The sequence below is a fragment of the Mycobacterium sp. RTGN5 genome (genome assembly GCF_033804465.1).
In the GTDB taxonomy this organism is placed as follows: domain Bacteria; phylum Actinomycetota; class Actinomycetes; order Mycobacteriales; family Mycobacteriaceae; genus Mycobacterium.
The window spans coordinates 411,469-438,124 of sequence record NZ_JAPZLA010000002.1 but is presented as its reverse complement, the minus strand read 5'-3'; the positions used below and the strand labels follow the sequence as shown (position 1 = coordinate 438,124).

General features: G+C 65.9%; 23 protein-coding genes. 12 read left to right on the top strand and 11 right to left on the bottom strand.

The annotated features are described in order from the left end of the window. The first annotated feature begins 1 nt into the window (after position 1). A complete protein-coding gene (locus tag SLQ31_RS14680; protein WP_319433786.1) occupies positions 2-1,450 on the top strand; it encodes an MFS transporter in 1,449 nt (482 codons plus the stop codon). A gap of 10 nt (positions 1,451-1,460) precedes the next feature. On the opposite strand, the gene SLQ31_RS14675 is transcribed toward SLQ31_RS14680, so the two are convergent. Next, positions 1,461-2,324, bottom strand: coding sequence for an EamA family transporter (locus SLQ31_RS14675; RefSeq protein ID WP_319433784.1), 864 nt, complete (start codon positions 2,322-2,324; stop codon positions 1,461-1,463). A gap of 85 nt (positions 2,325-2,409) precedes the next feature. On the opposite strand from SLQ31_RS14675, the gene SLQ31_RS14670 reads away from it, so the two are divergent. Beyond that, positions 2,410-2,877 (top strand): MarR family winged helix-turn-helix transcriptional regulator, encoded by a 468-nt coding sequence (locus SLQ31_RS14670; protein ID WP_319433782.1) that lies wholly within the window; start codon positions 2,410-2,412, stop codon positions 2,875-2,877. Here the strand turns inward: SLQ31_RS14670 and lhgO are convergent, their stop codons facing one another. The 3 genes from lhgO to SLQ31_RS14655 are packed head-to-tail and all read right to left on the bottom strand — an operon-like array spanning position 2,878 to position 7,693. Next, the gene (gene lhgO, locus SLQ31_RS14665; protein WP_319433780.1) at positions 2,878-4,080 is read right to left on the bottom strand and encodes an L-2-hydroxyglutarate oxidase; all 1,203 of its coding nucleotides are present in this window, start codon (positions 4,078-4,080) and stop codon (positions 2,878-2,880) included. 5 nt (positions 4,081-4,085) lie between these two features. After that, on the bottom strand, positions 4,086-5,501 hold the full coding sequence (locus tag SLQ31_RS14660; RefSeq protein WP_319433778.1) for a mechanosensitive ion channel family protein: 1,416 nt from the start codon (positions 5,499-5,501) through the stop codon (positions 4,086-4,088). Then, positions 5,501-7,693, bottom strand: coding sequence for an adenylate/guanylate cyclase domain-containing protein (locus SLQ31_RS14655; protein ID WP_319433776.1), 2,193 nt, complete (start codon positions 7,691-7,693; stop codon positions 5,501-5,503). Before SLQ31_RS14655 ends, SLQ31_RS14660 begins: the two co-directional genes overlap by 1 nt. 178 nt (positions 7,694-7,871) lie before the next feature. Here SLQ31_RS14655 and SLQ31_RS14650 point away from each other — a divergent pair, with 178 nt between their 5' ends. Continuing rightward, entirely contained in the window at positions 7,872-8,726 is an 855-nt protein-coding gene (locus SLQ31_RS14650; protein ID WP_413642131.1) for an alpha/beta fold hydrolase, read from the top strand. Here the strand turns inward: SLQ31_RS14650 and SLQ31_RS14645 are convergent. Further along, on the bottom strand, positions 8,723-10,342 hold the full coding sequence (locus SLQ31_RS14645; protein ID WP_319433774.1) for an NAD(P)/FAD-dependent oxidoreductase: 1,620 nt from the start codon (positions 10,340-10,342) through the stop codon (positions 8,723-8,725). The genes SLQ31_RS14650 and SLQ31_RS14645 overlap by 4 nt on opposite strands. A gap of 119 nt (positions 10,343-10,461) precedes the next feature. On the opposite strand from SLQ31_RS14645, the gene SLQ31_RS14640 reads away from it, so the two are divergent. Genes SLQ31_RS14640 through SLQ31_RS14630 form a run of 3 tightly spaced genes read left to right on the top strand, consistent with a single transcriptional unit; the run spans position 10,462 to position 14,027 of the window. Next, a complete protein-coding gene (locus SLQ31_RS14640; protein ID WP_319433772.1) occupies positions 10,462-11,643 on the top strand; it encodes an acyl-CoA dehydrogenase family protein in 1,182 nt (393 codons plus the stop codon). A 13-nt stretch (positions 11,644-11,656) separates the two neighbouring features. Beyond that, a complete protein-coding gene (gene bphC, locus SLQ31_RS14635) occupies positions 11,657-12,565 on the top strand; it encodes a biphenyl-2,3-diol 1,2-dioxygenase (protein ID WP_319433770.1) in 909 nt (302 codons plus the stop codon). Between the two features lies 1 nt (position 12,566). After that, entirely contained in the window at positions 12,567-14,027 is a 1,461-nt protein-coding gene (locus SLQ31_RS14630) for an FAD-dependent oxidoreductase (RefSeq protein WP_319433768.1), read from the top strand. Here SLQ31_RS14630 and SLQ31_RS14625 read toward each other — a convergent pair. The 4 genes from SLQ31_RS14625 to SLQ31_RS14610 are packed head-to-tail and all read right to left on the bottom strand — an operon-like array spanning position 13,988 to position 18,140. Further along, positions 13,988-14,866, bottom strand: a complete 879-nt coding sequence (locus tag SLQ31_RS14625) for an enoyl-CoA hydratase (RefSeq protein ID WP_319433767.1) — start codon at positions 14,864-14,866, stop codon at positions 13,988-13,990. The two genes, SLQ31_RS14630 and SLQ31_RS14625, sit on opposite strands and share 40 nt — an antisense overlap. Positions 14,867-14,893: 27 nt before the next feature. Further along, complete coding sequence (locus SLQ31_RS14620) at positions 14,894-15,727, bottom strand: mycofactocin-coupled SDR family oxidoreductase (RefSeq protein WP_319433765.1); 834 nt, start codon at positions 15,725-15,727, stop codon at positions 14,894-14,896. After that, positions 15,724-16,527, bottom strand: coding sequence for a mycofactocin-coupled SDR family oxidoreductase (locus SLQ31_RS14615; protein ID WP_319433763.1), 804 nt, complete (start codon positions 16,525-16,527; stop codon positions 15,724-15,726). The genes SLQ31_RS14620 and SLQ31_RS14615 overlap by 4 nt, the downstream gene beginning before the upstream one ends. Then, a complete protein-coding gene (locus tag SLQ31_RS14610; RefSeq protein WP_319433760.1) occupies positions 16,524-18,140 on the bottom strand; it encodes an NAD(P)/FAD-dependent oxidoreductase in 1,617 nt (538 codons plus the stop codon). The genes SLQ31_RS14615 and SLQ31_RS14610 overlap by 4 nt, the downstream gene beginning before the upstream one ends. Positions 18,141-18,241: 101 nt before the next feature. On the opposite strand from SLQ31_RS14610, the gene SLQ31_RS14605 reads away from it, so the two are divergent. The 6 genes from SLQ31_RS14605 (at position 18,242) to SLQ31_RS14580 (ending at position 23,879) form a co-directional block, all read left to right on the top strand. Further along, complete coding sequence (locus SLQ31_RS14605; RefSeq protein ID WP_319433758.1) at positions 18,242-18,538, top strand: 2Fe-2S iron-sulfur cluster binding domain-containing protein; 297 nt, start codon at positions 18,242-18,244, stop codon at positions 18,536-18,538. Between the two features lie 77 nt (positions 18,539-18,615). Beyond that, a complete protein-coding gene (gene bphC, locus SLQ31_RS14600; protein ID WP_319433756.1) occupies positions 18,616-19,524 on the top strand; it encodes a biphenyl-2,3-diol 1,2-dioxygenase in 909 nt (302 codons plus the stop codon). After that, a complete protein-coding gene (locus tag SLQ31_RS14595; RefSeq protein WP_319433754.1) occupies positions 19,521-20,990 on the top strand; it encodes an FAD-dependent oxidoreductase in 1,470 nt (489 codons plus the stop codon). The genes bphC (SLQ31_RS14600) and SLQ31_RS14595 overlap by 4 nt, the downstream gene beginning before the upstream one ends. Positions 20,991-21,143: 153 nt before the next feature. Then, positions 21,144-21,965: an IclR family transcriptional regulator gene (locus SLQ31_RS14590; RefSeq protein ID WP_319433751.1), complete on the top strand. Its 822-nt coding sequence runs from the start codon at positions 21,144-21,146 to the stop codon at positions 21,963-21,965. Continuing rightward, a complete protein-coding gene (locus tag SLQ31_RS14585) occupies positions 21,962-22,888 on the top strand; it encodes an alpha/beta hydrolase (RefSeq protein WP_319433749.1) in 927 nt (308 codons plus the stop codon). The genes SLQ31_RS14590 and SLQ31_RS14585 overlap by 4 nt, the downstream gene beginning before the upstream one ends. 364 nt (positions 22,889-23,252) lie before the next feature. Continuing rightward, positions 23,253-23,879 carry a Dabb family protein gene (locus SLQ31_RS14580; RefSeq protein WP_319434658.1) on the top strand — a complete coding sequence of 209 codons (627 nt, stop codon included), beginning with the start codon at positions 23,253-23,255 and terminating at the stop codon, positions 23,877-23,879. On the opposite strand, the gene SLQ31_RS14575 is transcribed toward SLQ31_RS14580, so the two are convergent. Together SLQ31_RS14575 and SLQ31_RS14570 are read right to left on the bottom strand one after the other, a co-directional pair. After that, on the bottom strand, positions 23,876-24,763 hold the full coding sequence (locus tag SLQ31_RS14575) for an SDR family NAD(P)-dependent oxidoreductase (protein WP_319433747.1): 888 nt from the start codon (positions 24,761-24,763) through the stop codon (positions 23,876-23,878). The genes SLQ31_RS14580 and SLQ31_RS14575 overlap by 4 nt on opposite strands. Next, positions 24,760-26,646 carry an NAD(P)/FAD-dependent oxidoreductase gene (locus SLQ31_RS14570; protein ID WP_319433745.1) on the bottom strand — a complete coding sequence of 629 codons (1,887 nt, stop codon included), beginning with the start codon at positions 26,644-26,646 and terminating at the stop codon, positions 24,760-24,762. The genes SLQ31_RS14575 and SLQ31_RS14570 overlap by 4 nt, the downstream gene beginning before the upstream one ends. Positions 26,647-26,656: the final 10 nt, after the last annotated feature.

The window sequence follows — 26,656 nt, the reverse complement described above, 5'->3', positions numbered from 1 at the left end:
CGTGTCGGATCTCGAGACGCGTGGCATCGGCGATCAGCGCCCCGGGCTCCTGATAGCCACCCTCAGCGTCGTCGCACTGACCGTCGCGGTCCTTCAGACCGGTGTCGTGCCGGTGCTCGGGGTGATCTCCAGGCAGCTGAACGCCTCCCCCGTCGACGTCAGCTGGGCCGTGACCGCCAACCTGCTGGCCGCCGCGGCCAGCACACCGCTGATCGGCCGGCTGGCCGACCTGTACAGCAAGAAGCGGGTGCTGTTGGCGGTGCTCGTGGTCGTGCTCGGCGGATCGCTGCTGGCCGCGCTGACATCGTCGCTTCCACTGCTGATCGTGGCACGGGTACTGCAGGGGGCGTCCTACGCCCTCTACCCGATCGGGGTGTCCATCATGCGCGAGGAGTTGCCCGCAGACCGGCTGATGCGCGCCATGGCCGTGCTGTCCGGGTCGCTCGGGTTCGGCGGCGGCATGGGCCTGGTCGTCACCGGTCTGTTGATGCGCGGTGACGCCGGCTATCGCCGGGTGTTCTGGTTGACGACTGCGTTCACCGTGCTGGTGATCGTCGCCGTACTCCTGGTCGTGCCGGGCCGCCCGCGCAGCACCGAGGGCACGGTCGACTGGGCCGGCGCGGCCGGGCTCGCGCTGGGCCTGTCCGCAGTGCTGCTGGCGATCACCCAGGGCCACGCCTGGGGTTGGGGTTCGGCGGGCACGATCGGCAGCCTGGGCGGCGGTCTGGTCGTGCTCGGTATCTGGTGGTGGTGGGAACGTCGGTGCCGCCAGCCGTTGGTGTCGACGACGATGCTGTCTCGCCGCCCGATCCTGCTGACCAACCTGGCGACCGTGCTGGTCGGGACGGGTCTGTATTTCGCGTTCCTGGGTCTGACCGACTTCGTCCAAGCGCCGGCGGGCAGTGGCTACGGGTTCGGCGCGAGCGTGCTGGGCGCCAGTGTCGTGTTCCTGTTGCCCGGCGCACTCGCCGGCTTCCTCACCGCTGTCGCCAGCGGCCGCTACATCGACCGCTTCGGCGCCCGCACGGTGCTGCTCGTCGGCGCGGCCACCGGGGTCGCCGGGTTCGTCCTGCTGGCCACGCTGCACGATCAACCCTGGCAGGTGATCGCGGCCGGGGTGCTGGCCAACGCCTACATCAGCCTGGCTTATGGCGCACTGCCGGCGCTGGTGGTGCGCGAAGTCGACGCCGACGAGACCGGTGTCGCGACAAGCATGAACGCGATCGCGCGCACCATTGGCAGTTCGATCGCCGCGGCGATCGTCGCGGTGCTGCTGGGCCGGTCGCAGCATGGTCACACCCCGGAAAGCAGTTTCACCATCATCTTCGCGCTCGGCGCGATCACCGCGGGTGCCGCGATGCTGCTGATCGCCGTCACCCGCTCGCCGCTGCGGCCGATGGATTCCGAAGACGTCACCCAGTCCCGCGCGATGAACCACGAATGGGGTTGAGCCGCAGGCGTTATCCGGGAGGAACGGGCGCCGGCAGTCTGCTACCGCCGCGCGCCGCACCGATTCCCGCCGCCACGACGAGGGCGACGCCGACGATTCCCGCCGGGCCGGGGACCTGATGCAGGACGAGGAAACCGATCAGCAGCGCGAACGCGGGTTCAAGGCTCATCAACGTTCCGAACGCCGCGGTGTTGAGCCGGCGTAGCGCCAGCAGCTCGAGGGTGAACGGCACGATCGGCACGAGTAGCGCCAGGCCCAGCCCGATGAGAATCATGTCCGGGGTCATGCGGTGCACCACGAAGGGACCGACCGCTGCGGTCGCCACCAGGGCGGCCACCGGCATCGACACCCCCAGACCCTGCAGCCCACTCACCCCGTCGCCAACGCGTTGCGTCAACAGGATGTACGCCGCCCAGCACACCGCCGCGGTCAGCGCGAACCCCACCCCGACCACATCGATGCGGCCTTGCCACGGTTGCGTCAGCGCCACGACACCCGCGGCGGCCAGCGCCGGCCACGCCCAGCGGCCCCGGCCACGGCCGCTGACCACCGCCACCCCCAGCGGGCCGAGAAACTCCAGCGCGCTGGCAGTTCCCATCGGGATCCGGGCCAACGCGGCCATGAACAACATGCTGATCAGGGCCGTCACGATGCCGAGCAGCACACAGATCCCGAACGTGGTGCGGGTGAACGCGGCGCGCCGCGGACGCACCACCACCAGGAACAGCACCCCCGCCCAGGCCAGGCGCAGCCACGCGGCTCCCTCGGCCCCGATCCGGTCGATCAGCCCCACCGCGACCGCAAGGCCGAGTTGGGCGCTGGCCATCGACCCCACGGAGAGGGCGGCCCCCAGGCGCACCGGGTGTGAGGTCATGGTTGGCATTCAACGACACCAACCGCGCCGCGGGACCGCCGGGCTGGTATCAACATTGCTGACCCTCGTAGAAAACGGACCCGCTGTGACTTCTTCGCCCGGGGCGAACGCGCTCGACTCGATCAGCCGAACGCTGACCCAGGCCGTGCGCCTGATTAGCAGCAGGTCCGTGTTCGCCCGGCATGCCACCGCCGCCGGTGTGGCCCTCACCCAGCCCACCTACACACTGCTACGGGTTTTGATCGACAACGGTCCGCTCCCGATGGGCGCGCTGGCGCGCGGCGCGCACATGGATGTGGGGATGGCGACGCGGCAGGTAACCGCACTGGCCGACGCGGGATTGGTGACGCGCAAGCCGGACGCGACCGATGCCCGGGTCGCGCTGGTCGCTGTCACCAAACAGGGGCGTCGCGTCGCCGAACAACTGCTCGACGATCGCAGAGACCACCTGCAGCGCGCCCTGTCCGGCTGGACGGCGGCCGAACTGGACGAGTTCGATCGCTTGCTGACCCGCTTCGTCGCTGATTTGATCGTCACCCCGATCGACGACTGATCAGCCGGTGACCCGGTCGACCAGTTCGCGGGCCAGCGCAAACGCCGAGGTCGCGGCCGGCGACGGCGCGTTGCGCACGTGTGAGATGTGGCCGTCGCGGGAGACGACGAAGTCGTCGACCAGCGTGCCGTCCCGGCCGACCGCCTGCGCGCGCACCCCGGCGTGCGAACTGCCGTCAAGGTCGGCGGGCGTCAGGCCCGGCATATAGCGTGCGGCCGCGGTGACGAACGCCCGACGGCTGGCAGCCATCCGGACCTCGTCGACGCCCACCCGCCAGTACCGGCGGGCCACCCGCCAGGTGCCGGGCCAGGTCAGCGTCTCCCAGGAGTCCCGAACACTCAACCGGCGCAACGCGTATGCGTCGCGGGCGCCGACCATCATGGCGGTCGGCCCGAGCGTCACATCGCCGGTGATGTGCTTGGTGATGTGCACCCCCAGGAAGGGCAGCTCGGGGTTGGGCACCGGATAGATCATCCCGTTCAGCCTCGGTTGCTCGGTGGGTTTGAGCCCGAGGTAGGCGCCGCGGAACGGCACGATCTGGGGCTCGCGCGGCGCTCCGGCCCGGCGGGCGAGTCGATCGGCCCACAGCCCGGCGCATGCGATGACGGTCCGCGCACGCACCGACCCCTCGGCGGTGTGGACGACCGGGTTCTCGGCGCCGTCGATCGCGTTGACCGCGGTGCCGAAGCGGACCGTGACGCCCGCCGCCGCGAGTTCGCCGGCCAGCGCCCGAGCTACCGCTGGGTAGTCGACAATTCCGGTATTGGGTGCATGAAGTGCCTGCAGCCCAACGGCATTGGGCTCGATCTCGGCGATCTCCTGCGCCCCGATCCGCCGCAGTCCCGGCACGTCGTTGGCGATGCCGCGGGCTTGGAGGTCGTCGAGCCGGCCCAATTCATCGGGAGACACCGCGACGATCAGCTTGCCGCATCGCTCATGGCTGATGCTGTTGTGCTCGCAGTACTCGTACATCAGGCGGGCGCCCTCGACGCACAACCGGGCCTTGAGCGATCCCGGCTGGTAGTAGATGCCGCCGTGGATCACCCCGGAGTTGTGGCCGGTCTGGTGGCGTGCCGGCCCGTCCTCGCGCTCGAGGACGGCCACCGAGTCGGCGGGGCGGCGCATGGTCCACTCCCGGGCCACCGCCAGACCGACGATGCCGGCTCCGACGACCACCAGGTCATACGCGGCGGCAGAAGCCATGGCGCTCAATCGATATCGGCGTCGGTCGCCTGGTCGATCGCCCGACGCACGTGGGCACGCCGCTCATCGATGGTTCGGCCCAGTTCCTGCAGCAGCAGCGGATTGCGCTGCACCAGATCGGCGATCATGTCCCGCCCGACGTACACCACCGCGACTTCGCCGACGGCGTATGCGGATCCGAGCGCCTGCTGACGGGTCAACGTGGACTGGCCCATGAACGAACCCTCGTCTTGAGTCCACGCGATGACCTCGGAGCCGTCGTCGAGATTGGCCGTCATCTGGACAGTGCCGGACAGAACGAACATCATCCCGCCAGGAACCTCGCCGGCCCGCTGGATCCGCTCACCGTCGCCGTAAAACTCAATCCGCGCGTGCTCGACCAACTCCTCATGGTCGTCACGACTCAACCGCAAGGTCGGACCGACAACCCTGGTGATGCCCTCATCGACGAGTTCGGGAGACGAGAACGTGTCGTCGGCCTCGTCAAGATGCAGACCCTCCCGGCGGGCCGAATACCAGATCCAGCGCCGGAACATCGCTTTCGCCTTACCGTCCTCAGCGGGCGACTTCAGCGGGATCTTTGTTTTGTACTGCAGTCCACCGAACGGCACAGTCTTGGGGCTGCGGTCCGGATCGCATAGCGGAAGTTCCGACGCGGCTCGGGTCAGCATGGCGCACACCCGCTCGGGAGGATCCTCATGGGCGAACACGGTGATCACCTCGGCCGTGTGTTTCCCCTCCGGGCGACTCAGGTTGGTGAACGAGGCACTCGCTAACACGGAGTTCGGGGTGATTTGCAGTCCGGTGCCGGTCTCGAGATGGATGGCGCGCCAGTTGACTTCGACGACCCGGCCCTTGGCTTGGGGCGTCTCGATCCAGTCCCCGATCTTGAACGGCTGCTCGAAGAGCATCAGCAGCCCGGAGATGATCTGGCCAACCGAGTTCTGCAGCGTCAGACCGACGACGATCGACGTGATTCCCAGCGCGGTGAACAACCCTTTGACGTTGGCGCCCCAGATGTAGGCGAAGATCATGGCGAGGCCGACGGCGATCAACACGAAGCGCAGAACGTCGAGGAAGATCGACGGCATGCGCTTGCGCCAGGATCCGTCGGGCGCGCTCTGGAACAGCGCCGCGTTAACCCCCGACAGCATCAGCACGAGCACCATGAAAGCGACGAGCGTGCCGACCACCCGCACCGAGGTGGCCTGTGCCGGTATCTGATTGGCCTCCAGCATCAACAACAGCAGCGCGGCCAATGGGAAAAGATAGTTGCGCAGGATCGTCACCGGCCGCAGCAGCGCACTCTGCCTGCGCTGCAACGCATGTTGCCATTCGGTGAGCACGACCAAGCCGAGCGGCAGGCCGAACGCAATGCCGACCGCCCAGTAGAACCACGACGAGGCGAACACTTCGGCCATCAGCGCCGCTCCGACAGTCGCCAGATCGGTTGCGCCTCACCGTCGACCACAACGTTGCCCGCCGAATCGAATCCCATGGACTCCTGCAGGACGTCGTACACGCTGGACGTGACGTAGATGCCCGGTTGGGGCGAGCCGTTTTTGATCTGATGTGCGAGATTGACGACGGCGCCCCACATGTCGTAGACAACCGATGGCCGACCCATGAGCCCACTGCTGACAGCGCCGGTATCGATGCCAGCACGCAGCCGCAGGTCGTTGCCGGTCTCGCTGTTGAACCGCTCGACGATCTGCTGACACTCCAACGCGAAATCCACTGTCCTGCGGACATTATCCAGTCTCGGAACGGTGAGCCCACAGCTGGCGAGGTAACCGTTACGCACGGTGTGGACCGTCTCCATCCCGAGAGTGTCTGCCGCGGCGTCGATCTGGCGGATCAGCTCGTTGACCAGCGTCAGCGATTCCTCACGGGCCAGTTCGGCCTGAAGCCGATCGAGCCCGATGATGTCGGCGAAGATGACGGTGACATTCGGATGTTCGACGGAGATGGTCTCCTCGCCCTGCTTATAGCGCTCGGCGAGCGCCTTGGGCATCAGCGAGTGCAGGAGTTCGTCGTTCTCTTTACGCTGCTGGTTGATCAGGTCTTCCTTGACCGTCAGACTCCGGCCCATCTCATTGAATGCCTGTGTCAGATCACCGATTTCATCACGGGTGTCAACCGGGATGGCGACGTTGTAATCGCCGGCACTGACCCGTTGCGCGCCGGCCTCCAGGCGTCTGATCGGCCGGACGAATATCTGCGCCAAGTAGATCGCCAGTAGGCAGACCAAGAAGATGATCCCCGTCGTCACCAGCACCATCGTTTTGGTGAACGTCGACTCGCGGGCGAACGCCTCGTCTGTGGTCACTTTCGCGACGATGGACCAGTGCAGGTCGGAGTCCTTGATCACCAGCGGCGCATAGGCTTGCAGTGTGTCCTGGCCGAGATAGTCCTTGGTGATGACGGTGCCCGTCTCGCCCTGCTGGGCTCTGCCAGTGGCCTCCGACGTCATCTTCTGGATCAGCGTGGTGCCACCCTGCCGGATCGCCATATCGGCGACGTCCGGCGGGGTCCCGGCTGCGACAACGGCAGCCTTGTATTCCTCGGGATTCTCCAGGAACAGCCGCGAATCCGAGCGCATCAAGTCGTCCGGGCCGGCCAAGACCGTCTCCCCGGTGTCGCCCATACCCGATTGCTGCCACTGCTTGTCGAAGGTCATCAGCCGGTTGATCTTGGTGATCGGGAACTGCAGCGCCAGAACGCCTTCGGAGCGGCCATCCTTGACCAGCGGCGCCACCATCCATGCCGTCGGCTGCATTTCGGCCGGCTGATATAACTCGAAGTCGGTGAAGCCGACATAGTCGACGGCGTTGGCCGACATAGCTTTCAAGTACGCCTCATGAAGTTTGGAGCCGGCATACGGCCCGCGGAGAATGTTCGTCCCGAGATCGACGTCCTTGTAGGCGCTGTAGACCACGTTGCCGCGGTCGTCGATGAGCAACGCGTCTTCGAACTCGAACCTCGTCACGATCTGCCGAAAGAAGTTTTGGTAGCGGGCATTTGCGGCCGACCACTGACTGCCGTCGTGAGCGTCGTTGATGGAGATCGCGTAGTCGTCGTTCTGCCGCAGCGCGGTGTAGTTGGCCTGCAGATACCGCTCGGCGGGCGTTGCCGGCAGCAGTGCGCCCGCATCCAGTTTGGTCCCGCTGTATTGCTCAACCTCTTTGACGAAGGTGTTGCTGTAGTAGTCGGTGATGCTCTGCCACTGAGCCGGGTTGACCTCGGCATTGTTCAGCTGGTTGAACCCGGCCGTGAACGCCTCCAGTGCGTTCTGGGCGACCCCACCCTGGGTGTAGATGATCAGAGAATTTCTCAGGTCGGAGACCTGAGCCGTGAGAGATCGGGTCTGCGATTGCCTGACTTCCGTGAGCCGATTGAACACGGCTTCACGTATCGAACTGCGCCCTGCGTGGAAAGCGATGCCACCGATCACCGCCGACGCCAGCATGCTGCAGAGCACCATCATCAGGATCAGCTTGGACATGATGCTGACGTGCGCGAGCAGTCGGCGACGGCGGAAACGTTCCAGCCGCTTTCGCGGCGGGACTGCGGACTGCTCGGTGAGCGCCTCGGCAGCGTCTTGTTCAGACATCTGCGTCATAGGCATCCCTTCGCCCGCCACGACCCGAAAGGCACGGGTCACCGAGCAGATTACCGCACGATGTGACCAATGAGACTGCTGTGGCCAATGGTGAATTTGTTGATGTCGCGGCCCGCCCACCGGTACGTCTGGTTGCCATCCCGGCGGCGGCGGTGTTCGGATAGCACCCGTGGACACGACTTACGAGGGCACGCGGCGCGAGATCTCCACCGAGAAGGGCGTTCTGCGCTACCACGAGGCGGGCGAGGGCCCCGTTCTGCTGCTGCTGCACGGCTCCGGACCCGGCGTCACCGGTTGGCGCAATTTCCGCGGCAACCTGGCATTGTTCGCCGAGCACTACCGGTGCCTGGTGCTGGAATTCCCAGGTTTCGGGGTCAGCGACGATTTCGGCGGGCACCCGATGCTGGACGCGCAGGCGGCGGTGCCGGCCTTCGTCGACGCCCTGGGCCTGGACCGAGTCGACGTGATCGGCAATTCGATGGGCGGCGGCGTCGGCATCAACTTCGCGATCAATCATCGCGACCGGATCGGCAAGCTGGTGACCATCGGCGGCATCGGCACCAACATCTTCAGCTCTGGCCCGAGTGAGGGCATCCGACTGCTGCAGGAATTCACCGAGGACCCCACTCGGCAGCGGCTCGTCGACTGGCTCAACTCGATGGTCTACGACCCCGCATTGGTGACCGAGCAGCTCATCGAGGAGCGCTGGGAGCTGGCCACCGACCCCGAGACCCTGGCCAGCGCACGCCGCATGTACGGCAAGGCCGCATTCGCGGCGATGACCAAGATGATGCGCAATGCCGATTTCCCGCTGCCCTGGGCCACCATGCACAAGGTGAAGGCGCCGACCCTGCTGACGTGGGGCCGCGACGACCGGGTCAGCCCACTGGATATGGCGCTGATCCCGATGCGCACCATCTCCAACGCCGAGCTGCACGTGTTCCCGAACTGCGGGCACTGGGTGATGATCGAGGCCAAGCAGGCCTTCGAGAACACGGTGATGGGCTTCCTGCAGCGGGACTAACCTGCCTCAGGGGCTTTGATCAGGTCGAAGCCTTTGTATCCTGCGGCGGCGACTTCGGCACAGATGTCGTTGTAGACACCGAAGCCACCGATGAACAGCATGAAAACCCTTGGCTTGCCGGGCACGTTCGCTCCCAGGTACCAGGAGTTGGCTCGCGGGAACAAGGTGGTCGCGGCGCGCTGATTGAGTTCGGCGAGCCAGTTCTCGACGGCCTCCGGTGTCGCCTCGATGCCGAGGTACCCGTGTTCGTCGAGATAGCCGATGGCGTCGGCGACCCAATCCACATGCGACTCGGCATGCAGCACCATGTTGGCCAGTACCGCCGGCGCGCCAGGGCCGGTGATCACGAAGAGGTTCGGGAAACCGTCGTCGCCCAACCCGAGATAACTGCGGGGCCCCTCGGCCCAGTCATCGCGCAGCCGCTCTCCCCCGCGCCCGACGATGTCGATCTTGCCCAATGAGCCGGTGAGCGCGTCAAATCCGGTGGCGAACACGATCGCGTCGAGGTCGACGTGGGTGTCGGAGGTGGTGATACCGGTCTCGTCGATCGACTCGATCGGGGTGCGGCGGACGCTGATCAAGGTCACGTTGGGCCGGTTGAACGTCTGAAAGTAGTTGGAGTCGGTGCAGATTCGCTTCGACCCGATCGGGTGATCGTCGGGGATCAGGAGTTCAGCGACCTGCGGATCGTCGATGACCGCGCGGATCTTCTCGACCCAGAACCGGCGCGCCTCGTCGTTGGCGTCCTGATCGGTCAACTGGTCGGGAAATGTCTTGGAGTACAGCACACCGCCCAGCTGCCAACGCTTCTCGAAGGCATCGCGCCGTTCTTCGGCCGACACCTCAAAAGTCCGTTTGGTCGTGCCGACATAGGGCGATCCGCCACCGCTGCGCATCGATACCCGCCGGCGTTCGGGGTAGGTGGCTTTGACCTCGGCCACCTGGTCGGGCGTCAGCGCGGTGTTGCCCGCCGGGATGCTGTAATTCGGGGTGCGCTGGAAAACGTATAGCTGCTCGGCCTGCTCTGCGAAGATCGGAATCGATTGAATGCCTGAGGAACCCGTGCCGATGACCGCCACCCGCTTGCCGGTGAGATCCACACCCTCGTGCGGCCAGTGCGCGGTGTGGTAGATCTCGCCGCCGAAATTCTCGAGACCCTCGAACGCCGGTGTGATGGCCGACGACAACGCCCCGGTGGCCATCACGACGAACCGGGCCGTGACGGCACGCCCATCCGCCGTCGTCACCGACCAGCGCAGGGTGGTTTCGTCGAGCACCGCGGATATCACCCGAGTGCGGAATGTGATGTCACGACGCAGGTCGAGCTTGTCGGCGACCCAGTTGAGATAGGCCAGGATCTCCGGCTGGGCGGCGTACTTCTCGGTCCACGTCCATTCCTGCTGCAGCTCGTCGGAGAACGAGTAGCTGTAGTCGACGCTCTCGACGTCACACCGCGCCCCCGGGTACCGGTTGAAATACCAGGTGCCGCCCACATCGGGAGCCGCCTCGAAAACCCTGGCCGAAAGCCCCTGCTGACGGAACCTGTGCAGCGCGTACAGCCCGGCGAATCCGGCGCCGACCACCACCACGTCGAGTGCATCGTCGCCTGCGCTCATGCCCAGCAGCGTAGGTCGACACCGGCTAAATTGCCCCGCTCATCGGGACATTGCCCGATACTGACCGTCTCGCGGGGTCAGGATGACACCAACAGCCCAGACCTGGACTAAGGATGATGATGACCGCTTCGGTGCTCGACACGACAATGCAGCTGGCCGATCAGCTGCGCGAGCAGGCAGTTGAGGCCGAGAAGATCGGCAAACTCACCGACCAGACCGTCAAGACGATGAAGGACACCGGCCATATCCGGTTGCTTCAGCCCGCGAAGTTCGGCGGCTTGGAGGTACATCCGCGCGAGTTCGCCGAGACCGTGATGGCGGTGGCCGCACTCGACCCCGCCGCAGGGTGGATCAACGGTGTGGTCGGGGTGCACCCCTACCAGCTGGCCTACGCCGACCCGCGGGTGGCGGAGGAGATCTGGGCCGACGACGTCAACACCTGGGTCGCCTCCCCCTACGCCCCGCAGGGCATCGCCAAGCCGGTCGACGGCGGCTACATCTTCAACGGGCGGTGGCAGTTCAGCTCCGGTACCGACCACTGCGACTGGATCTTCCTCGGCGCGATCAAGAGCGACGCCGACGGCAAGATCCAGATGCCGCCGCAGATGCTGCACATGATCCTGCCGCGCAAGGACTACACCATCGTCGAGGATTCCTGGGACGTCGTCGGGCTGCGTGGCACCGGCTCCAAGGACGTCATCGTCAAGGACGCCTTCGTACCGGACTACCGCGTGATGGACGCGTTCAAGGTGATGGACGGCACGGCCCAGCGCGAGGCCGGGATGACCGAGACCCTCTACCTGATGCCGTGGTCGACGATGTTCCCGCTGGGTATCTCCTCGGCGGCCATCGGTATCTGCGAGGGCGCGCTGGCCGCGCATCTGGACTACCAGCGTGAGCGGGTCAGCGCGGCGGGCACCGCCATCAAGGATGACCCGTACGTGATGTACGCGATCGGTGAGGCTGCCGCCGACATCAACGCCGCCCGCCAGGAGCTCCTGGCCAACGTGGACCGGATCTACGGCATGGTGGATTCGGGCCAGGAGGTGTCGTTCGCCGATCGTGCGGCGGGTCGACGCACCCAGGTCCGCGCGGTGTGGCGGGCGGTCAGCGCGGTGGACGAGATCTTCGCCCGCTCCGGCGGCAACGCCATGCGGATGGACAAGCCGCTGCAGCGCTACTGGCGCGATGCCCACACCGCTATGGCGCACGCCATCCACGTGCCGGGCACCACGTACCACGCGGCCGCGCTGAGCTCGTTCGGCGTCGAACCGCAGGGTCCGCTACGGGCGATGATCTGACAGGAGCGGATTGGTGAGCCTGTTCAAGAGCCTCGGCTACGTCACCATCCACACCGCGGACATCGACCGCTGGCGCCAATTCGCCTTCGGCGTATTGGGATTCGCCGAGGGCAAGGGACCGGATCCTTCGGCGCTGTACCTGCGGATGGACGAACGTGCCGCCCGCATCATCGTGGTACCCGGCGATGGTGACCGGATCGCCACCGTCGGCTGGGAAGTCCGCGACCACGCCGCACTCGAACAGGTCAAGAAGCTCCTCGACGGTGCAGGGGTGGTGTACAAGCAACTGTCCCAGTCCGAAGCCGACGACCGCCGGGTCGAGGAGGTCGTGGCGTTCGACGACCCGGCCGGCACGCATCTCGAGGTGTTCCACGGCGCGGTCCTCGACCACAGCCCCGTCGTCACCCCGTTCGGCGCCCGGTTCCTCACCGGCGATCAGGGTCTGGGTCACGTCGTGCTGCCCGCTCTCGACGCGCCCGGTCTGTTCGACTTCTACACCGAGGTACTGGGTTTCGTGTCCCGGGGAGCGTTCCGGGTCCCCCTGCCGAAAGAATTCGGCCCGATCCGGATCCGCTTCCTCGGCATCAACGAACGCCATCACAGCCTGGCGATCGCACCGGCCATGCACCAGCGTGATCCGGGACTGATCCACATGATGGTGGAGGTCGACGAGCTCGACACGGTGGGGGCAGCTCTGGACCGCATCGCTGCGGAAGGGTTCCAGCTCTCGTCGACGCTGGGCCGCCATACGAACGACAAGATGGTGTCGTTCTACGTCCGCGCACCCGGCGACTGGGATATCGAATTCGGTACCGGCGGGATGCGGGTCGACGAAAGTCATTACACCGCTGAGGAAATCACCGCGGACAGCTACTGGGGCCACAAGTGGGTAGGCGACATGCCTGCCGCCATGCGGCCCTGACGTGAGCGCCGACGTCCACCCCGTCCCCGCGGCTTCGGTAGCCAGCTGGGATCACGAGGCCGACGTGGTGATCGCCGGTTTCGGGATCGCCGGGGCGACCGCGGCGGTCGAGGCCGCGCGCGCGGGCGCCGACGTGTTGGTGCTCGAGCGATCGGGCGCCTGGGGTGGCGCGGCGGCATTGGCCGGTGGCTTCATCTATCTTGGCGGCGGCACACCGCTGCAAAAGGCCTGCGGTTTCCACGATTCGGTGGAAAACATGGCCGCCTTCCTCAACGTGGCGATGGGCCCGGGCGCCGACAAGGAGCGCATCGCCGACTATTGCGCAGGCAGTGTGGCCCACTACGAGTGGCTGGTGGACTGCGGCGTTCCGTTCAAACCGGAGTTCTTCGCCGAGCCCGGCTGGGAGCCGCTGGGCGACCAGGGACTGATGTACAGCGGCGGCGAGGACGCCTACCCGTTCAACACCATCGCCGAACCGGCGCCGCGCGGGCACGTGCCGAAGATGCACAACAAGAAGCAGGGCCAGGCAAGCGCCGGATTCATGCTGATGAAGCCGCTCGTGGAGACCGCGATCGAGCTGGGTGTGCGCTCGGTGTACGACGTGCGCGTGCAGTCACTGATCGTCGAGTCCGACGGCACAGTAGTCGGCATCACCGCACGCCAGTACGGCACCGACATCACGATCCGCGCTCGCCGCGGCGTCGTACTGGCCACCGGCAGCTTCGCCTACAACGAATCGATGATGGCCCGATTCACACCCCGTATCGCCGGGCGGCCCGTCTCTGCAGTGGAACACCATGATGGACAGGGCATTCGGATGGCCCAGGCACTGGGCGCCGACCTGGCTCACACCGATGCCACCGAGGTCGCATTTTTCGTCGATCCGCAGCAGCTGGTGCGCGGCATCCTCGTCAACGCGCGAGGGCAGCGCTATGTCGCCGAGGACACCTACCCGGGCCGCGCAGGCCAGCACACGCTCTACTACCAGGACGACAAAGCCTTCCTGATCATCGATGAGCAGGCCCAGGAAGAGGCCCTGGCCTCACAGACGCCGAAGCTGATTCTGCGAAAGCCGAAGTGGGTGTGCGAGACGGTCGCCGAGCTCGAGGCCGAGATGGGTTTTCCCACCGGGAGTCTGCAGGACACGGTGGCGCGCTACAACGAAGGCGCAGCCCGCGGCGAGGACCCGTTGCTACACAAGAAACCCCAGTGGCTGCGCCCGCTCGGGAGCCCGATCGGTGCGATCGATCTGCGGCATGCCACCGGCGGCTTCAGCCTCGGCGGGTTGCGCACCAGCCTTTCGGCCGAGGTGTTGCATGTCAGCGGTGAGCCCATCCCTGGCCTGTTCGCGGCCGGGCGCTGCACCGCCGGTCTCGCGGCATGGGGTTACGCCAGCGGGATCTCGCTCGGTGACGGCAGCTTCTACGGCCGACGCGCCGGCCGCTCGGCCGCCGGCGGGTAATCAGAAGCCATCGCCTTGGCGTCGAGGCCGCCAAGGGAGTCTTGACCGACTTCGGCGTTGTGCGCGTGGGCGAAGTGGTGAAGTCCGAACACGGCGTCCATGCCGTTGCGCAATCCCATTTGGTCCTCGCATTGGTTCACCGCCCGCTTAGCAAGCGCGAGACCGAATCTCGGCATCGTCGCGATGCGCTCGGCCACCTGCAGCGTCGCGTCCCGAAGTTCCTCCCGCGGGACGACACTGTTGACCATCCCGACCTCATAGGCCCGCTGAGCACCGAACTTCTGACCAGTGAACAGCATCTCCTTGGCGAAGCGAGGACCCAAAATCCAAGGGTGGGCGAAGTATTCGACGCCCGGAATCCCCATCCGCACCACAGGGTCGGAGAAGAACGCGTCCTCGGAGGCGATGATCATGTCGCAGACCCAGGCCAGCATCAGGCCACCGGCGATACACGCCCCATGAACCATGGCGATGGTGGGCTTGGGAATCTCACGCCACCGGCGGCACATCCCCAGGTAGACCTCGACTTCGCGGGCATAGCGCATATCGCCGCCCTCTTTGTCGACGTGATCCCACCACAACGCTGCCTTGTTGTCGTAGGAGACGTGGTGGTCGCGGTCAGGTGTGCCGATGTCGTGCCCGGCGCTGAAATGATCACCGTTACCGGCGAGGATGATGACGTGCACGGCATCGTCGGAGACCGCACGTTGGAACGCCGCATCAAGTGCGTAGGTCATCACGGAATTCTGGGCATTGCGATAGCGGGGTCTGTTCATCGTCACCAGCGCCGTCCCGCCGACGACTTCGTAGGTCACCACGTCACTATCGAGTGCAGTCATCTCGTGTCTCTCGGATAGGTGCCGCGCCTAGCGTTGCGTGCTGCCGGCGTCGACTGGAAGGCTGACAGAGGTAATGTAGCGGGCCTCGTCGGAGGCCAGGAACAAGCTGGCATTCGCGACATCCAGAGGATCAACCCACGGCACGGCGAGCATGTTCATCCCGGTCGCGGCCTCGGCAAATTCCTCTTTGGTCGGCGGCCGGCTCAGGTCGGGCCGAAACGCAGCGCGGACGACGTCGTTCTGGATCAAGGGTGTGTCAACGTTGGTCGGGTGCACCGAGTTGACTCTGACCCCATGCGGCGCCAGCTCAATTGCCAAGCTGCGCATCAACCCGACCATGCCGTGTTTGGCAGCGGTGTAATGGGCGACACCCATCAGACCCCGTAACCCGGCGATCGAGTTGACCATCACGATCGAACCCGAGCCGCGGGCGATCAGATGCGGAATGGCGGCCGTACACGTATGCCACACTCCGGTGAGGTTGACGTCAAGCATTGTGCGCCAGGTTGATTCAGTCATCTCAACTGCGGCGCTGCGTGAAGTGATTCCCGCTGTGGCACAGACGATGTCGATCCCACCAAAGCGGTCGGCACCGCGGTCGGCAGCTGCTCGTAAGCCATCCAGATCGCGCACATCGACGATGTCGGTGGCGATGCGTCCCCCGGCCTGCTCCACGAGCCGCACGGTGTCGTCGAGGTCAGCTGGAGTGCTGGCCGGCACGTGGACCGACTCGATCGGTCCGCACACGTCCACGCCGATGATCGCCGCACCTTCTTCAGCGAAGCGAACTGCCTGCGCCCGACCGATGCCGCGGGCCGCCCCGGTGATGAATGCGGTCTTACCCGCCAGCCGCCCGGTCATGTGGTCTTCTGAGTGAGGCCGGCGTCGACGACAAGTTGACTGCCGGTGATGTAGCGGGCGTGATCCGATGCCAGGAATACGACGGCATTGGCCACGTCGACGGGCTCCACCCACGGCACGGGGAGCAAATTTCGCGCGGTGAGGACCTCGGCGGCATCGGCCTCGGTGGGGTTGGGGAGGTCGGGCCGTAACCGCTTGTATGTTGCGGGATTTCGCACCATTGGGGTTGCGACCGCTCCCGGGTGCACGGTGTTGACGCGAATATTTCTGGGCCCCAGTTCATTGGCGAGCGTGCGGGCCAGCCCCACCACGGCGTGCTTACTGGCTGTGTAGTGCGCCGTGCCGGCAGCGCCTCGTAATCCGTTGGTGGAACTGATGATCACCACGGAGCCGCCATCGGAGCCGATATGGGGCACGCCCGCCCTGACCGTGTGCCAGACACCGGTGAGGTTGACGTCGATGGTGCGCTGCCATTCCTGAGCGCTGATCTGCCAGGCGGGTCCGCCGGAAGCGTGGATGCCCGCGTTGGCCACGATGACGTCCAGGCGACCCAGCTGTTCGATGCCGGCATCGACTGCGGCGGCGACCTCGGCGAGGGCGGTGACGTCGGCCGTCGCGATGACGGCGCGCCGGCCCCGCTGCCGTAATCCTTCAGCCACCCCGCGCAGGTCGTCGGCGGCATCACCATGGTCGAGCATGATGACGTCGGCGCCCGCGTCGGCGAAGCGCTCACAATGCACTCGACCCGTGCCGCGGCCCGCACCGGTGACCAGGACAACCTTGTTCAGCAGGCCCGTCATGACGAGCCCTTGATCAGCTCGAAGCCCTTGTATCCGGCGGCAGCCACCTCGTTGCAGATATCGAGATAGACCCCGAAACCGCCGATGAAGAGCATGAACTGCCGTGGCTTGCCAGGCACGTTCGCGCCCATGTACCAGGAGTTGGCTTGTGTGAACAGCGTTGCCTCAGCGCGCTGCGCACATTCGGCGATCCAGGCGTCCACGGCTTCGGCGGTCGGTTCGATCCCGGCGCAGCCGTGGTTGTCGACGTAGCCGATGGCATCGGCAATCCAATTCACATGTGCCTCGGCATGCAACACCATGTTCGCCAAGACCGCAGGCGCACCCGGTCCCGACACCAGGAACAGATTCGGAAATCCGTCGGTACCCAGGCCCAGGTAGGTGCGCGGTCCGTCGGCCCAGTCGTCGACCAACTTTCGGCCACCGCGGCCAACGATGTCGATCTTGGCAAGCGTGCCGGTCATCGCATCGAAGCCCGTGGCCAACACCAGCGCGTCGATGTCGAAGTGGGCCTCGGAGGTAGCGATTCCCGTCTGGTCGATCGATTCGATCGGCGTCTTCCGCACGCTCACCAGCTCGACGTTGGGTCGGTTGAACGTCTCAAAGTACTGGGAGTCCGTACAAATTCGTTTGGTGCCGATCGGATGATCGTCCGGGATGAGCAACTCAGCAAGATTCGGATCGTCGATGACGGAGCGGATCTTGGCTTCGTAGAATTTACGGGCTTCTTCGTTGGCTTCCAGTGAGACCATTTGATCGGTGAAGGTCTTGGAGAACAGCACACCACCGAGTTCCCAACGCTTTTCGAACGCTGCCCACCGCTCCTCCGGCGTCGCGTCCATCGTCAGCTTCGGATGCGCGACATGCGGTGAACCACCGCCGCTGCGCCACGACACCCGCCGTCGCTCGGCGTAATTCGCCTTGATGTCGGCGACCTCATCGGCGGTCAACGGCCGGTTGCCTGCCGGCACGCTGTAGTTGGGGGTCCGTTGGAAGACGTACAGCTGTTGGGCTTGTTCGGCGATGATCGGAATGGATTGGACACCTGAGGATCCGGTGCCGATCACAGCGACACGCTTACCGGTGAAATCAACGCCGTCGTGCGGCCAGTGCGCAGTGTGGTAGATCTCGCCACCGAAGGTGTCCAACCCCGTGAAGTCGGGAGTGATCGCCGCCGACAGCGGGCCGGTGGCCATCACGACGAAGGTCGCCTCGACGCTGTCTCCGGCGTCGGTCGTGACGGTCCACCGCAACGTCTGCTCGTCGAGTACCGCACTCGTCACACGGGTGCGGAAGGCGATGTCCCGGCGCAGATCAAGCTTGTCGGCGACCCAGTTGATGTAGGCCAAGATCTCACGTTGAGTGGCGTATTTCTCGGTCCACGTCCACTCCTGTTGCAACTCATCGGAAAACGAATAGCAGTAGTCCACGCTTTCGACATCGCAGCGGGCGCCTGGGTATCGGTTGTAGTACCAGGTACCGCCCACGTCGGGCGCGGACTCGAATACCAGCACCGACAGTCCCCGCGAGCGGAACTTGTGCAGGGCATACAGACCGCCAAATCCGGCCCCCACCACCACAACATCGACATGAGTCTTCGATTCACTGCTCACGGGCCGAACGCTAGGTGGTCCACCCGCACCCGTGCGGCATGCTTCCCGTTCACCGGGCGCCGCGACGTGGGCGGCGGGAAATCTGCGCCACAATCTGCGCCATGACCGACGTCGAATACGACAGCGACGCCGCTACCGCACAGATCGACCTGGACGGAGCACGCCACCGGTTGCGGTGGCCCAGACACGCGACCCTGGTCGACACCATGATCGCCGCCGGCATCGATGTGCCGCATTCCTGCAAGGAGGGCCATTGCGGGTCGTGCGCGGCGACCGTGGTCCGCGGCGAGGTGAACATGGCATCCTGCGACATCCTCGAGGCTGACGACCTCGCCGACGGCCTGATCTTGGGCTGCCAGGCCAGGCCCGTCTCCGACGATCTCCACATCGAGTTCTGAACACAGTCAGCGCAACAGCTTTCCACTGACCGGGATTCGGCACCGCCGCTCACGGCGGATCGGCTCACGATGATCTGATGGGCGACCTCAAGAGCCTCGGTTACGTCACGATTGCGGCGGCCGACATCCCGCGGTGGCGACAATTCGCTTTCGACGTACTCGGCTTCGCCGAAGGCTCCGGCCCTGATGCCGACGCCCTGTATCTGCGGATGGACGAACGCGCCGCGCGGATCATCGTCGTGCCCGGGGACGCCGACCGGATCGTCACCGTCGGCTGGGAGGTCCGCGACCGCGCGGCGTTGCAGCGGGTCAAGTCGGCGCTGGACGCGGCGGGCGTGCCGGTCAAAGAACTCTCGCAGGCCGAGGCCGATGCACGCCGGGTCGAAGAGGTGATCGCATTCGATGATCCGGCGGGCACCTCGACCGAGGTGTTCCACGGCGCCGTCCTCGACCACAGTCCCGTGGTGACGCCGTTCGGCGCGAGGTTTGTCACCGGAGGGCAGGGTCTCGGACATGTCGTGCTGCCCGCGCTCGACGTGCCAGGGTTGTTCGATTTCTACACCGAGGTATTGGGATTCGTATCCCGCGGCGCGTTCCGGGTGCCGGCCCCGCCGGAGTTCGGTCCGATTCGGGTCCGGTTCCTCGGTATCAACGAGCGTCACCACAGCCTTGCGTTGTGCCCCGCGATGACGCTGCGTGACCCTGGCCTGATCCACATGATGGTCGAGGTCGACACGCTCGACGCGGTGGGCCAGGCGCTGGACCGCGTCAACAGGGACGGCTTCCAGCTGTCCTCGACGCTGGGCAGGCACACCAACGACAAGATGGTGTCGTTCTACGTGCGCTCCCCCGGCGACTGGGACATCGAGTTCGGCACCGAAGGAATGCGGGTCGACGAAACGTATTACACCGCTGAGGAAATCACCGCCGACAGCTACTGGGGCCACCAGTGGGTATCGGACCTGCCCGCGGCCATGCGCCCATGACCGTCGAGGATGACGTCACGCCAGTTGCCGCATCGTCGATCGAGAAGTGGGACCACGAGGCCGATGTGGTCATCGTCGGCTACGGCATCGCGGGTGCGGCAGCGGCCGTGGAATCAGCGCGGGCGGGCGCCGACGTGCTGGTTCTCGAGCGCACCGGCTCGTGGGGCGGCGCCGCGTCGATGGCGGGCGGGTTCCTCTACCTCGGGGGTGGCACCCCGATCCAGAAGGCTTGTGGCTTCCACGATTCCGTTGAGAACATGGCGGCGTTTCTGAACGTCGCGATGGGTCCGGGGTCCGATGAGGCCCGCATTGCGGACTACTGCCAGGGCAGTCTCGCGCACTTCGACTGGCTCACGGATTGCGGTGTGCCGTTCAAACCGGAGTTCTGGGGCGAGCCCGGATGGGAGCCACCGGGAGACCAGGGTCTGATGTTCACCGGCGGTGAAAACGCCTACCCGTTCAATACGATCGCCGAACCCGCTCCACGCGGGCATATTCCGCAGATGACCGGAAAGGTCGCCGGCGAGAAGAGCGGTGGCTTCATGTTGATGAAGCCACTGGTCGAGACCGCGACGTCGCTCGGCGTGCGAGCCGTCTACGACGTGCGCGCACAGACCCTGATCGTCGAATCCGACGGCCGGGTGGCGGGAGTGCTGGCGCGACAGTACGGCGAAACTGTGCGGGTGCGCGCCAGGCGCGGCGTCATGCTGGCCGCGGGCAGCTTCGCCTACAGCGAGTCGATGGTCAAGCAGTTCGCACCGGGAATCGCCGGACGCCCGGCCGCGTCGATCGAACAACACGACGGGCGTGCGATCCGAATGGCGCAGGCGCTGGGTGCGGATCTCGCGCACATGGATGCCACCGAGGTGGCATTCCTGATCGATCCCCAACAGACCGTGCGCGGCGTGCTCGTCAACGGCCTCGGTCAGCGTTACGTCCCCGAGGACATGTACTCCGGCCGGATCGGGCAACTGACGCTGTACCGGCAGGAAGACACCGCCTACCTGATCATCGATAGCGACGCCCACGACGCAGCGATGGCGGCGACGTCGGCCACGCCGTTTCTGAAGAGACCCGCGACGTGGGTATGCGAAACGATCGCCGAGCTCGAGGCCGAGATCGGCCTGCCGGTCGGCTCGCTGCAAGCGACGATCGGCGCCTACAACGAGGCGGCCGCGCGCGGCGAGGATCCCTTGCTGCACAAGAAGCCGGAGTGGATCAAGCCGGTCGGCACCCCGGTCGGTGCGATCGACCTGCGGGCGAGCTGCGGTGGCTTCACCCTCGGCGGACTGCTGACCTCATTGGACGGTGAGGTCCTGCACGTCAACGGCGAGCCGATCCCCGGGCTGTTCGCGGCGGGACGCTGCACTGCCGGACTGGCCGCATGGGGCTACGCCAGTGGCATCTCACTGGGCGACGGCAGCTTCTACGGCCGGCGCGCCGGTCGCGCTGCCGCGCACGCATAGCCTCCACTCGCAGTCCTTCTCTCGCCTTCCCGGCCGTCTGCGACGGCCAACTTCGCCCTGCGTTTCATGTGACAGCGGCCACACCACTGTGCTAAAACTATATTACTAATAGTCATATGCCTGGTTGGCATGCTGTCGATGTAGGAGGCCCTCATGACAATGGCTGTCGAGAAGTCGGGCGAGACGCCCAGCGCCGTCATTGATCGGATTTCGCTGGTCTTGGATTCCTTCGACGGACCCGGCCGGTTGACACTGGCGCAGATCGTCCGCCGCACCGGGCTGCCAAGGTCGTCCGCGCACCGCATGCTCGAGCGTCTGGTCGCGCTGCGCTGGCTGCGCCGCGACGGCCGCGATTACGAGTTGGGCATGCGCCTTGTCGAGTTGGGGTCGCTGGCGCTGCACCAGGACCGCATTCATCGTGCCGCCATACCGCTATTGCGCGATCTGCACCGGGCGACCGGGCTGGTGGTGCACCTGGCGGTCTTGGATGGTTCGGACGTGGTCTATCTGGAAAAGATCGGCGACCAGATGGGAGCGGCGATCCCCACCCGGGTCGGCGGCCGCCAGCCGGCGCATTGTACGGCGGTCGGCAAAGCAATCCTGGCCGACAACGGCGCCACGGAGATCGACCTGTCCCACCGAAGGACCCGGTTCTCGATCGCCTCCACCGCTCAGCTGGCGGCCGAGCTGGCCAAGGTACGCGCGCACGGGGCGGCCTTCGAGCGGGAAGAATCACTGCCCGGGTTCGGTTGTGTCGCTGCGCCTATCGGCCCGGCCGGTCACGCGGTGGCCGCGGTTTCCGTGTGCGGCCCGATGAATCGGATGGCCTTCGACCGCAGACTCGTCGCTCCGGTGCGGATGACCGCAATGGGCATCTGGCGAAGCGCTGACGAGGGGGCCGGTCGCGTCGCCCCCACGTTGCAACCGCGGCGCCCGCTCGCGCGGCGGGATTCGGCGACCCTGCAGCCGGCGTGACCCTCGACCCTCAGATCGCCGGGTTGATCGAGACCCTCGACGCGGGTTTCCCGCCGGTGCACACGATGACCGGTGCCGAGGCCCGCGCGGCGATCCGCGCCCGCTTCGTGCCCAACCAGAACCCCGAGCCGGTATCCCAGGTCGCCGACCATCAGGTCGATGTCAGCGACGGCAAGATCGACGTCAGGGTGTACCGGCCCGCGGCGACTGAACCCTTGCCGATACTCGTCTACGCCCACGGTGGCGGGTTCGTGTTCTGCGACCTGGACAGCCACGACGGGCTGTGCCGCAGCTTGGCCAATCTCATTCCCGCCGTGGTGGTCTCGGTTGGCTACCGGCTCGCGCCCGAGCATCGGTGGCCCACAGCAGCCGAAGACGTCCTAGCCGCCACGGAGTGGACGGCGGCGCACGCGGATGAACTCGGCGGCGATTCCACCAGAATTGCGATCGGCGGGGACAGTGCCGGCGGCAACCTCGCGGCAGTCACCACGGTGATGGCACGCGATCGCGGCGCCCCACATATCGCCGCCCAACTGCTGCTCTACCCGGTGATCGCGGCCGATTTCGACACCGATTCCTACCGGCTGTTCGGCAACGGTTTCTACAACCCGCGTCCGGCGCTGCAATGGTATTGGGATCAGTACGTGCCTGCGGCCGACGATCGCCGGCATCCGTATGCCGCACCGCTGCACGCCGACCTGACCGGACTGCCGCCGGCCGTCGTCGTGGTCGCAGGACATGACCCGTTGCGCGACGAGGGCATCGCCTACGCAAACGCCTTGACTGCCGCCGGGGTGTCGGCGACCCGATGTGAATTCGACGGCGGCGTGCACGGTTTCATGACGATGCCGATGCTCGACCTCGCTCACCGAGCACGCCGGGAGGCCAGCAGCTTGCTTGGTGACGTGCTCAGCCATGGCTGAGGTGTTCGTCATCGATCGGGTGGTCACCGCCCCCGGGTGCGCACAAGCTTTCATCGACGCCTACCTGTCCGGCTACGCCCCCGGGGCCCGTGAGCGCGGGATGGATCTGCGTGATGTTCTGGTCAGCCCACCAATCCGGTTCGACGACCGTTCCAACGTCGTCACGATCACGTGGTCGTTGCCCAGCCCGCAAGCCTGGTGGCAGATGACCTGGCAGGGGCGACCCGATCCCACGGTGGCTCAATGGTGGGAGCAGATCGCAGATCTCGTCGTCGAGCGCAGCCGCAGTGTCGCGTCGCGCGCCGACGACCTGGATGACGCCGAGCCTCTTGCACCTCTGCCTGACGCGCCCAGCGGCAACGCCGTGGTGGGCGTCACGCGATTGCTCGATGTTGTCGAGTCCGAACGGGAGCGCATACTCAGCGCGCTGCGGACGGCCGCCGACGCCAGTGCCCCGCTGCAGGCGCTGGTGCAACCAACGTTGCCGGGATCGCGCAACGGCGGCGATATCCTGGTGCACTTACGGTTTCGTGACCAGTGCGCCTGGGATGAAAGCGATTTCGATGACATGCTGAGCGACCCGGCGATCACGCGCGTCAACGGCGTGACCTACCGGGGAACACCGCTGCGTCGCGGCAACGGCACGGTGTACCGAACGCTGCTCTTACGCGTGCCACCGGACGTGTCCGCCGACGATCTCGCCGCATTCGAGCGCGAACTGGCGATGATGCCGCGTTACGTGCCGACGATCGTGGCGTGGCAGCTGAGCCGAGTCGACGACCCGGTCGGCACGACGGGCTGGACCCATGTCTTCGAGCAGGAGTTCACCGATGTGGACGGTCTGATGGGTCCCTATCTCATGCATCCCGTCCACTGGGCGGTGGTCGATCGCTGGTTTGACCCCGAAACCACCGAGATGATTGTCCGGGACCGGGTGTGTCATAGCTTCTGCGAGTTGACGAATCCGGTGCTGTTGGCAGGCCGGACCTAAATTCCAGCGGGCAGGATGTTCGGGTTCGCCGTGTCCGGCGGCGCCAACGGAGGTAACACCGTGACTCCGTCGAGCGAGCGCACTGGCAGCTGCTGAGACCACGGGTAGTGCAGGCTGAAAGCCACGAGGCCCGTTCGTTCCTCGGCCGGCAGATGACACATCGCCAACACGGTCTCGGCCAGGTATTCCACCGGCTCGGTCGGAAAGCTGTCGGGAATCAGTGATGCGGCCCCTGGGGTCCGCACCGCCGTCGACGGGCCGACACAGTTCACCGCAATGTTGGCGTCAAGCAGCTCCGCGGCCACGCCTTGGGTGAAGCGGTGCAGTGCAGCCTTGCACGCCGCGTAGATCACGTCACCGGCAGTCTTGTTGTAATCGCGGTAAGGCCGGACAGGGGCTATCCCGGTGACCGAGCCGATGTTGACGATCCAGCCCGCACCCTGTCGACGCATGTGTGGCACTGCGGCTTTCGTCAACACGAACGGGACCTTCAGGTAGTGCTCGACGGTCCGGTCGAACGTCTGCAGGGGCAGGTCTTCGACCACCCCGTAGTCGGCAAAGCCGGCGTTGTTGACCACGATGTCGATGCGGCCGGTGCGCGCCACGACCTCGTCGACCAAGCCGTCGCGCATCGCGGGGTCTTCGAGATCAGCAGTCAGCCCGAAGGCGTTGCCCCCGGCCCCTTCGATGAGCTCGATTGTCTCGTCGATGGTGCCCGGTACCGCCTCGCTGACCCCCGAGCGTACCGAGAGCGAGGGCGTGTTGGCACGGGCCGTCACCGCGACTGTGGCTCCTTCCGCGGCCAGTCGTTGAGCGATCGCCCGTCCGATCCCCCGGCTGCTTCCGGTGACCAATGCCGTTCTCCCGGCGAGGATCCGACTCATTGAAGGATGAAATCGTCTTCGAGCGGGGCCCGGTGCTGCTGCCACAGGTCGACCAGCCGATACGGGGTCGCCACGACGACGCGTCCGGATTGCGACCGGTAGTAAGTGTGCGCGTTGGGCGTGTGGCACCAGACGGTGCGTTGCATCGCCTCATCGACCTCGGCAACGTAGTCATCGTAGGCGCGCTGGGTGACTTCCATCGTGGTCGCGCCTCGAAGCGCCATCAGTTGGAGACACTCCAGGATGAAATGCGCCAGTAGCTCCATCGAGAAATTGGCGCCTGCCCCATGGCCAGGACTGTAATTGGGCGCGGAGGTGATGAACAGGTTCGGAAACCCCGCGACGGTGCCGCCGCGGTAGGCGCGCGGACTGTCGCCCCATTCCTGCGCAAGCGTCTTGCCGTCGCGGCCACGGATGTCGACCGTGGACAGGAAGTCCAGGTGGTAGCCGGTGGCATAGATGATGACGTCGAGGTCGATCTGCCGGCCGTCGGCGGTGACGATGCCGTCGGCGTTCACCTCGGCGGGTTCACTGGCTTCCACGTCGACATGGTCACGGGTCAACGCGGCGTAGTAACCGCCGGGATCGCGGATGATCCTCTTGCCATAGGGCGCGAAATCCGGGGTGACCTTGCGCGCCAATTCGGTTCCAGCGCCGAAGGTCCGGTCGATGTACTCCTGGCACATCTTCAGGAGCACGTCATTGGCCGGCGAGATCGACAGGTGGGTCTTGGACCACTCGGGGTCCTGCAGGATGATCGGGTAGTTGTTGTCGGCGGTGCCCCAATACGATTTCAGCCGGTGCCACATCGCGTAGAAGGGCAGCACCCGGCCGAGGTAGCGCCGGTGCTCGGGGACCTCATCGGACAGCCGCTTGCGTGGCGCCACCCAGTGCGGTTGGCGCTGAAACACCGTGAGGTGGTCAACGTCGTCGACGCAGGTGTCGACTATCTGCACGGCGGTACAGCCCGCGCCGATGACCGCCACTCTCTTTCCCGCGAGATCGAGGGTGTGGTCCCAGTGCGCCGAGTGCACACTGATGCCGGTGAACGTGTCGCGGCCCAACACATCAGGGAAGCGGGGGCGATTCAGGTACCCGGCCGCGGTGACCACGACGCTGGCATAGTCGACGCTCTCGGTGCCATCGCCGGTACGGGACCGGATCTGCCACTGCTGACGTTCTTCGTCCCAGTGCAGCGCTTCCACTTCCGTGCCGAACCTGATGTGGCGGCGCAGGTCATATTTGTCGGCCAACCCCACCAGGTAGGCCTGGTATTCCGCGCCGATCGGATAATAGCTCGACCAGTCCGGGTTCACTTCCCGCGACAGGGAGTAATAGGCCGAGGGGGTGTCCACGCCGATACCCGGATACGTTGTGGTCAGCCAGGTTCCACCGACTTCGGCGTTGCGGTCGAAGATCGCGAAGCGCACGCCCTCAGCGGCGGCGGCGAGCGCCACGGCGATACCGGCGATGCCCGCGCCGATGATCGCCACCGTGGTCGTGGCTGGAATCGGTGTCGTCCGTGGCAGTGTGGGCTGCGACGGCCGAAACCCACCCTGCTCGAGCAACAGGTCGATCTGTTCGTCGTCGACGGCGCTGCCCAACGCAATGGGCAGCAGCCGAGCGAACAGTTCGCGGTCGTCGGTGGCGGGTGAGTCGGGTCGCCGAGGCTCATCGAGCGCGGACATGATGTCCTCCGCCAGCGCCTGCGCCGTGACCTGATCGGTCCGACCGGCTTTTTCCGGCGGGTCGGGAACGTGGTCGATCTTGGTTCCATACCGGTCGATCACCGACGCGTCGCCGGTCATCTGCGCCAGCACTGCGACCAGAACGCCGGGGTCGGCCTGCAGTAAGTGGTCCCGCAGCGATGATCCAGTGCTCATGACATTCGAG

Excerpts from the sequence above, each read along its gene's own strand:
- SLQ31_RS14620 (WP_319433765.1), bottom strand. The coding sequence starts at position 15,727 with ATGACCGGGCGGCTGGCGGGTAAGACCGCATTCATCACCGGGGCGGCC.
- SLQ31_RS14595 (WP_319433754.1), top strand. The coding sequence starts at position 19,521 with ATGACCGTCGAGGATGACGTCACGCCAGTTGCCGCATCGTCGATCGAG.
- bphC (WP_319433756.1), top strand. The coding sequence starts at position 18,616 with ATGGGCGACCTCAAGAGCCTCGGTTACGTCACGATTGCGGCGGCCGAC.
- SLQ31_RS14655 (WP_319433776.1), bottom strand. The coding sequence starts at position 7,693 with ATGTCTGAACAAGACGCTGCCGAGGCGCTCACCGAGCAGTCCGCAGTC.
- SLQ31_RS14640 (WP_319433772.1), top strand. The coding sequence starts at position 10,462 with ATGACCGCTTCGGTGCTCGACACGACAATGCAGCTGGCCGATCAGCTG.
- SLQ31_RS14675 (WP_319433784.1), bottom strand. The coding sequence starts at position 2,324 with ATGACCTCACACCCGGTGCGCCTGGGGGCCGCCCTCTCCGTGGGGTCG.
- SLQ31_RS14590 (WP_319433751.1), top strand. The coding sequence starts at position 21,144 with ATGACAATGGCTGTCGAGAAGTCGGGCGAGACGCCCAGCGCCGTCATT.
- SLQ31_RS14615 (WP_319433763.1), bottom strand. The coding sequence starts at position 16,527 with ATGACGGGCCTGCTGAACAAGGTTGTCCTGGTCACCGGTGCGGGCCGC.
- SLQ31_RS14570 (WP_319433745.1), bottom strand. The coding sequence starts at position 26,646 with ATGAGCACTGGATCATCGCTGCGGGACCACTTACTGCAGGCCGACCCC.
- SLQ31_RS14605 (WP_319433758.1), top strand. The coding sequence starts at position 18,242 with ATGACCGACGTCGAATACGACAGCGACGCCGCTACCGCACAGATCGAC.
- SLQ31_RS14625 (WP_319433767.1), bottom strand. The coding sequence starts at position 14,866 with ATGACTGCACTCGATAGTGACGTGGTGACCTACGAAGTCGTCGGCGGG.
- SLQ31_RS14660 (WP_319433778.1), bottom strand. The coding sequence starts at position 5,501 with ATGGCCGAAGTGTTCGCCTCGTCGTGGTTCTACTGGGCGGTCGGCATT.
- SLQ31_RS14645 (WP_319433774.1), bottom strand. The coding sequence starts at position 10,342 with ATGAGCGCAGGCGACGATGCACTCGACGTGGTGGTGGTCGGCGCCGGA.
- SLQ31_RS14575 (WP_319433747.1), bottom strand. The coding sequence starts at position 24,763 with ATGAGTCGGATCCTCGCCGGGAGAACGGCATTGGTCACCGGAAGCAGC.
- lhgO (WP_319433780.1), bottom strand. The coding sequence starts at position 4,080 with ATGGCTTCTGCCGCCGCGTATGACCTGGTGGTCGTCGGAGCCGGCATC.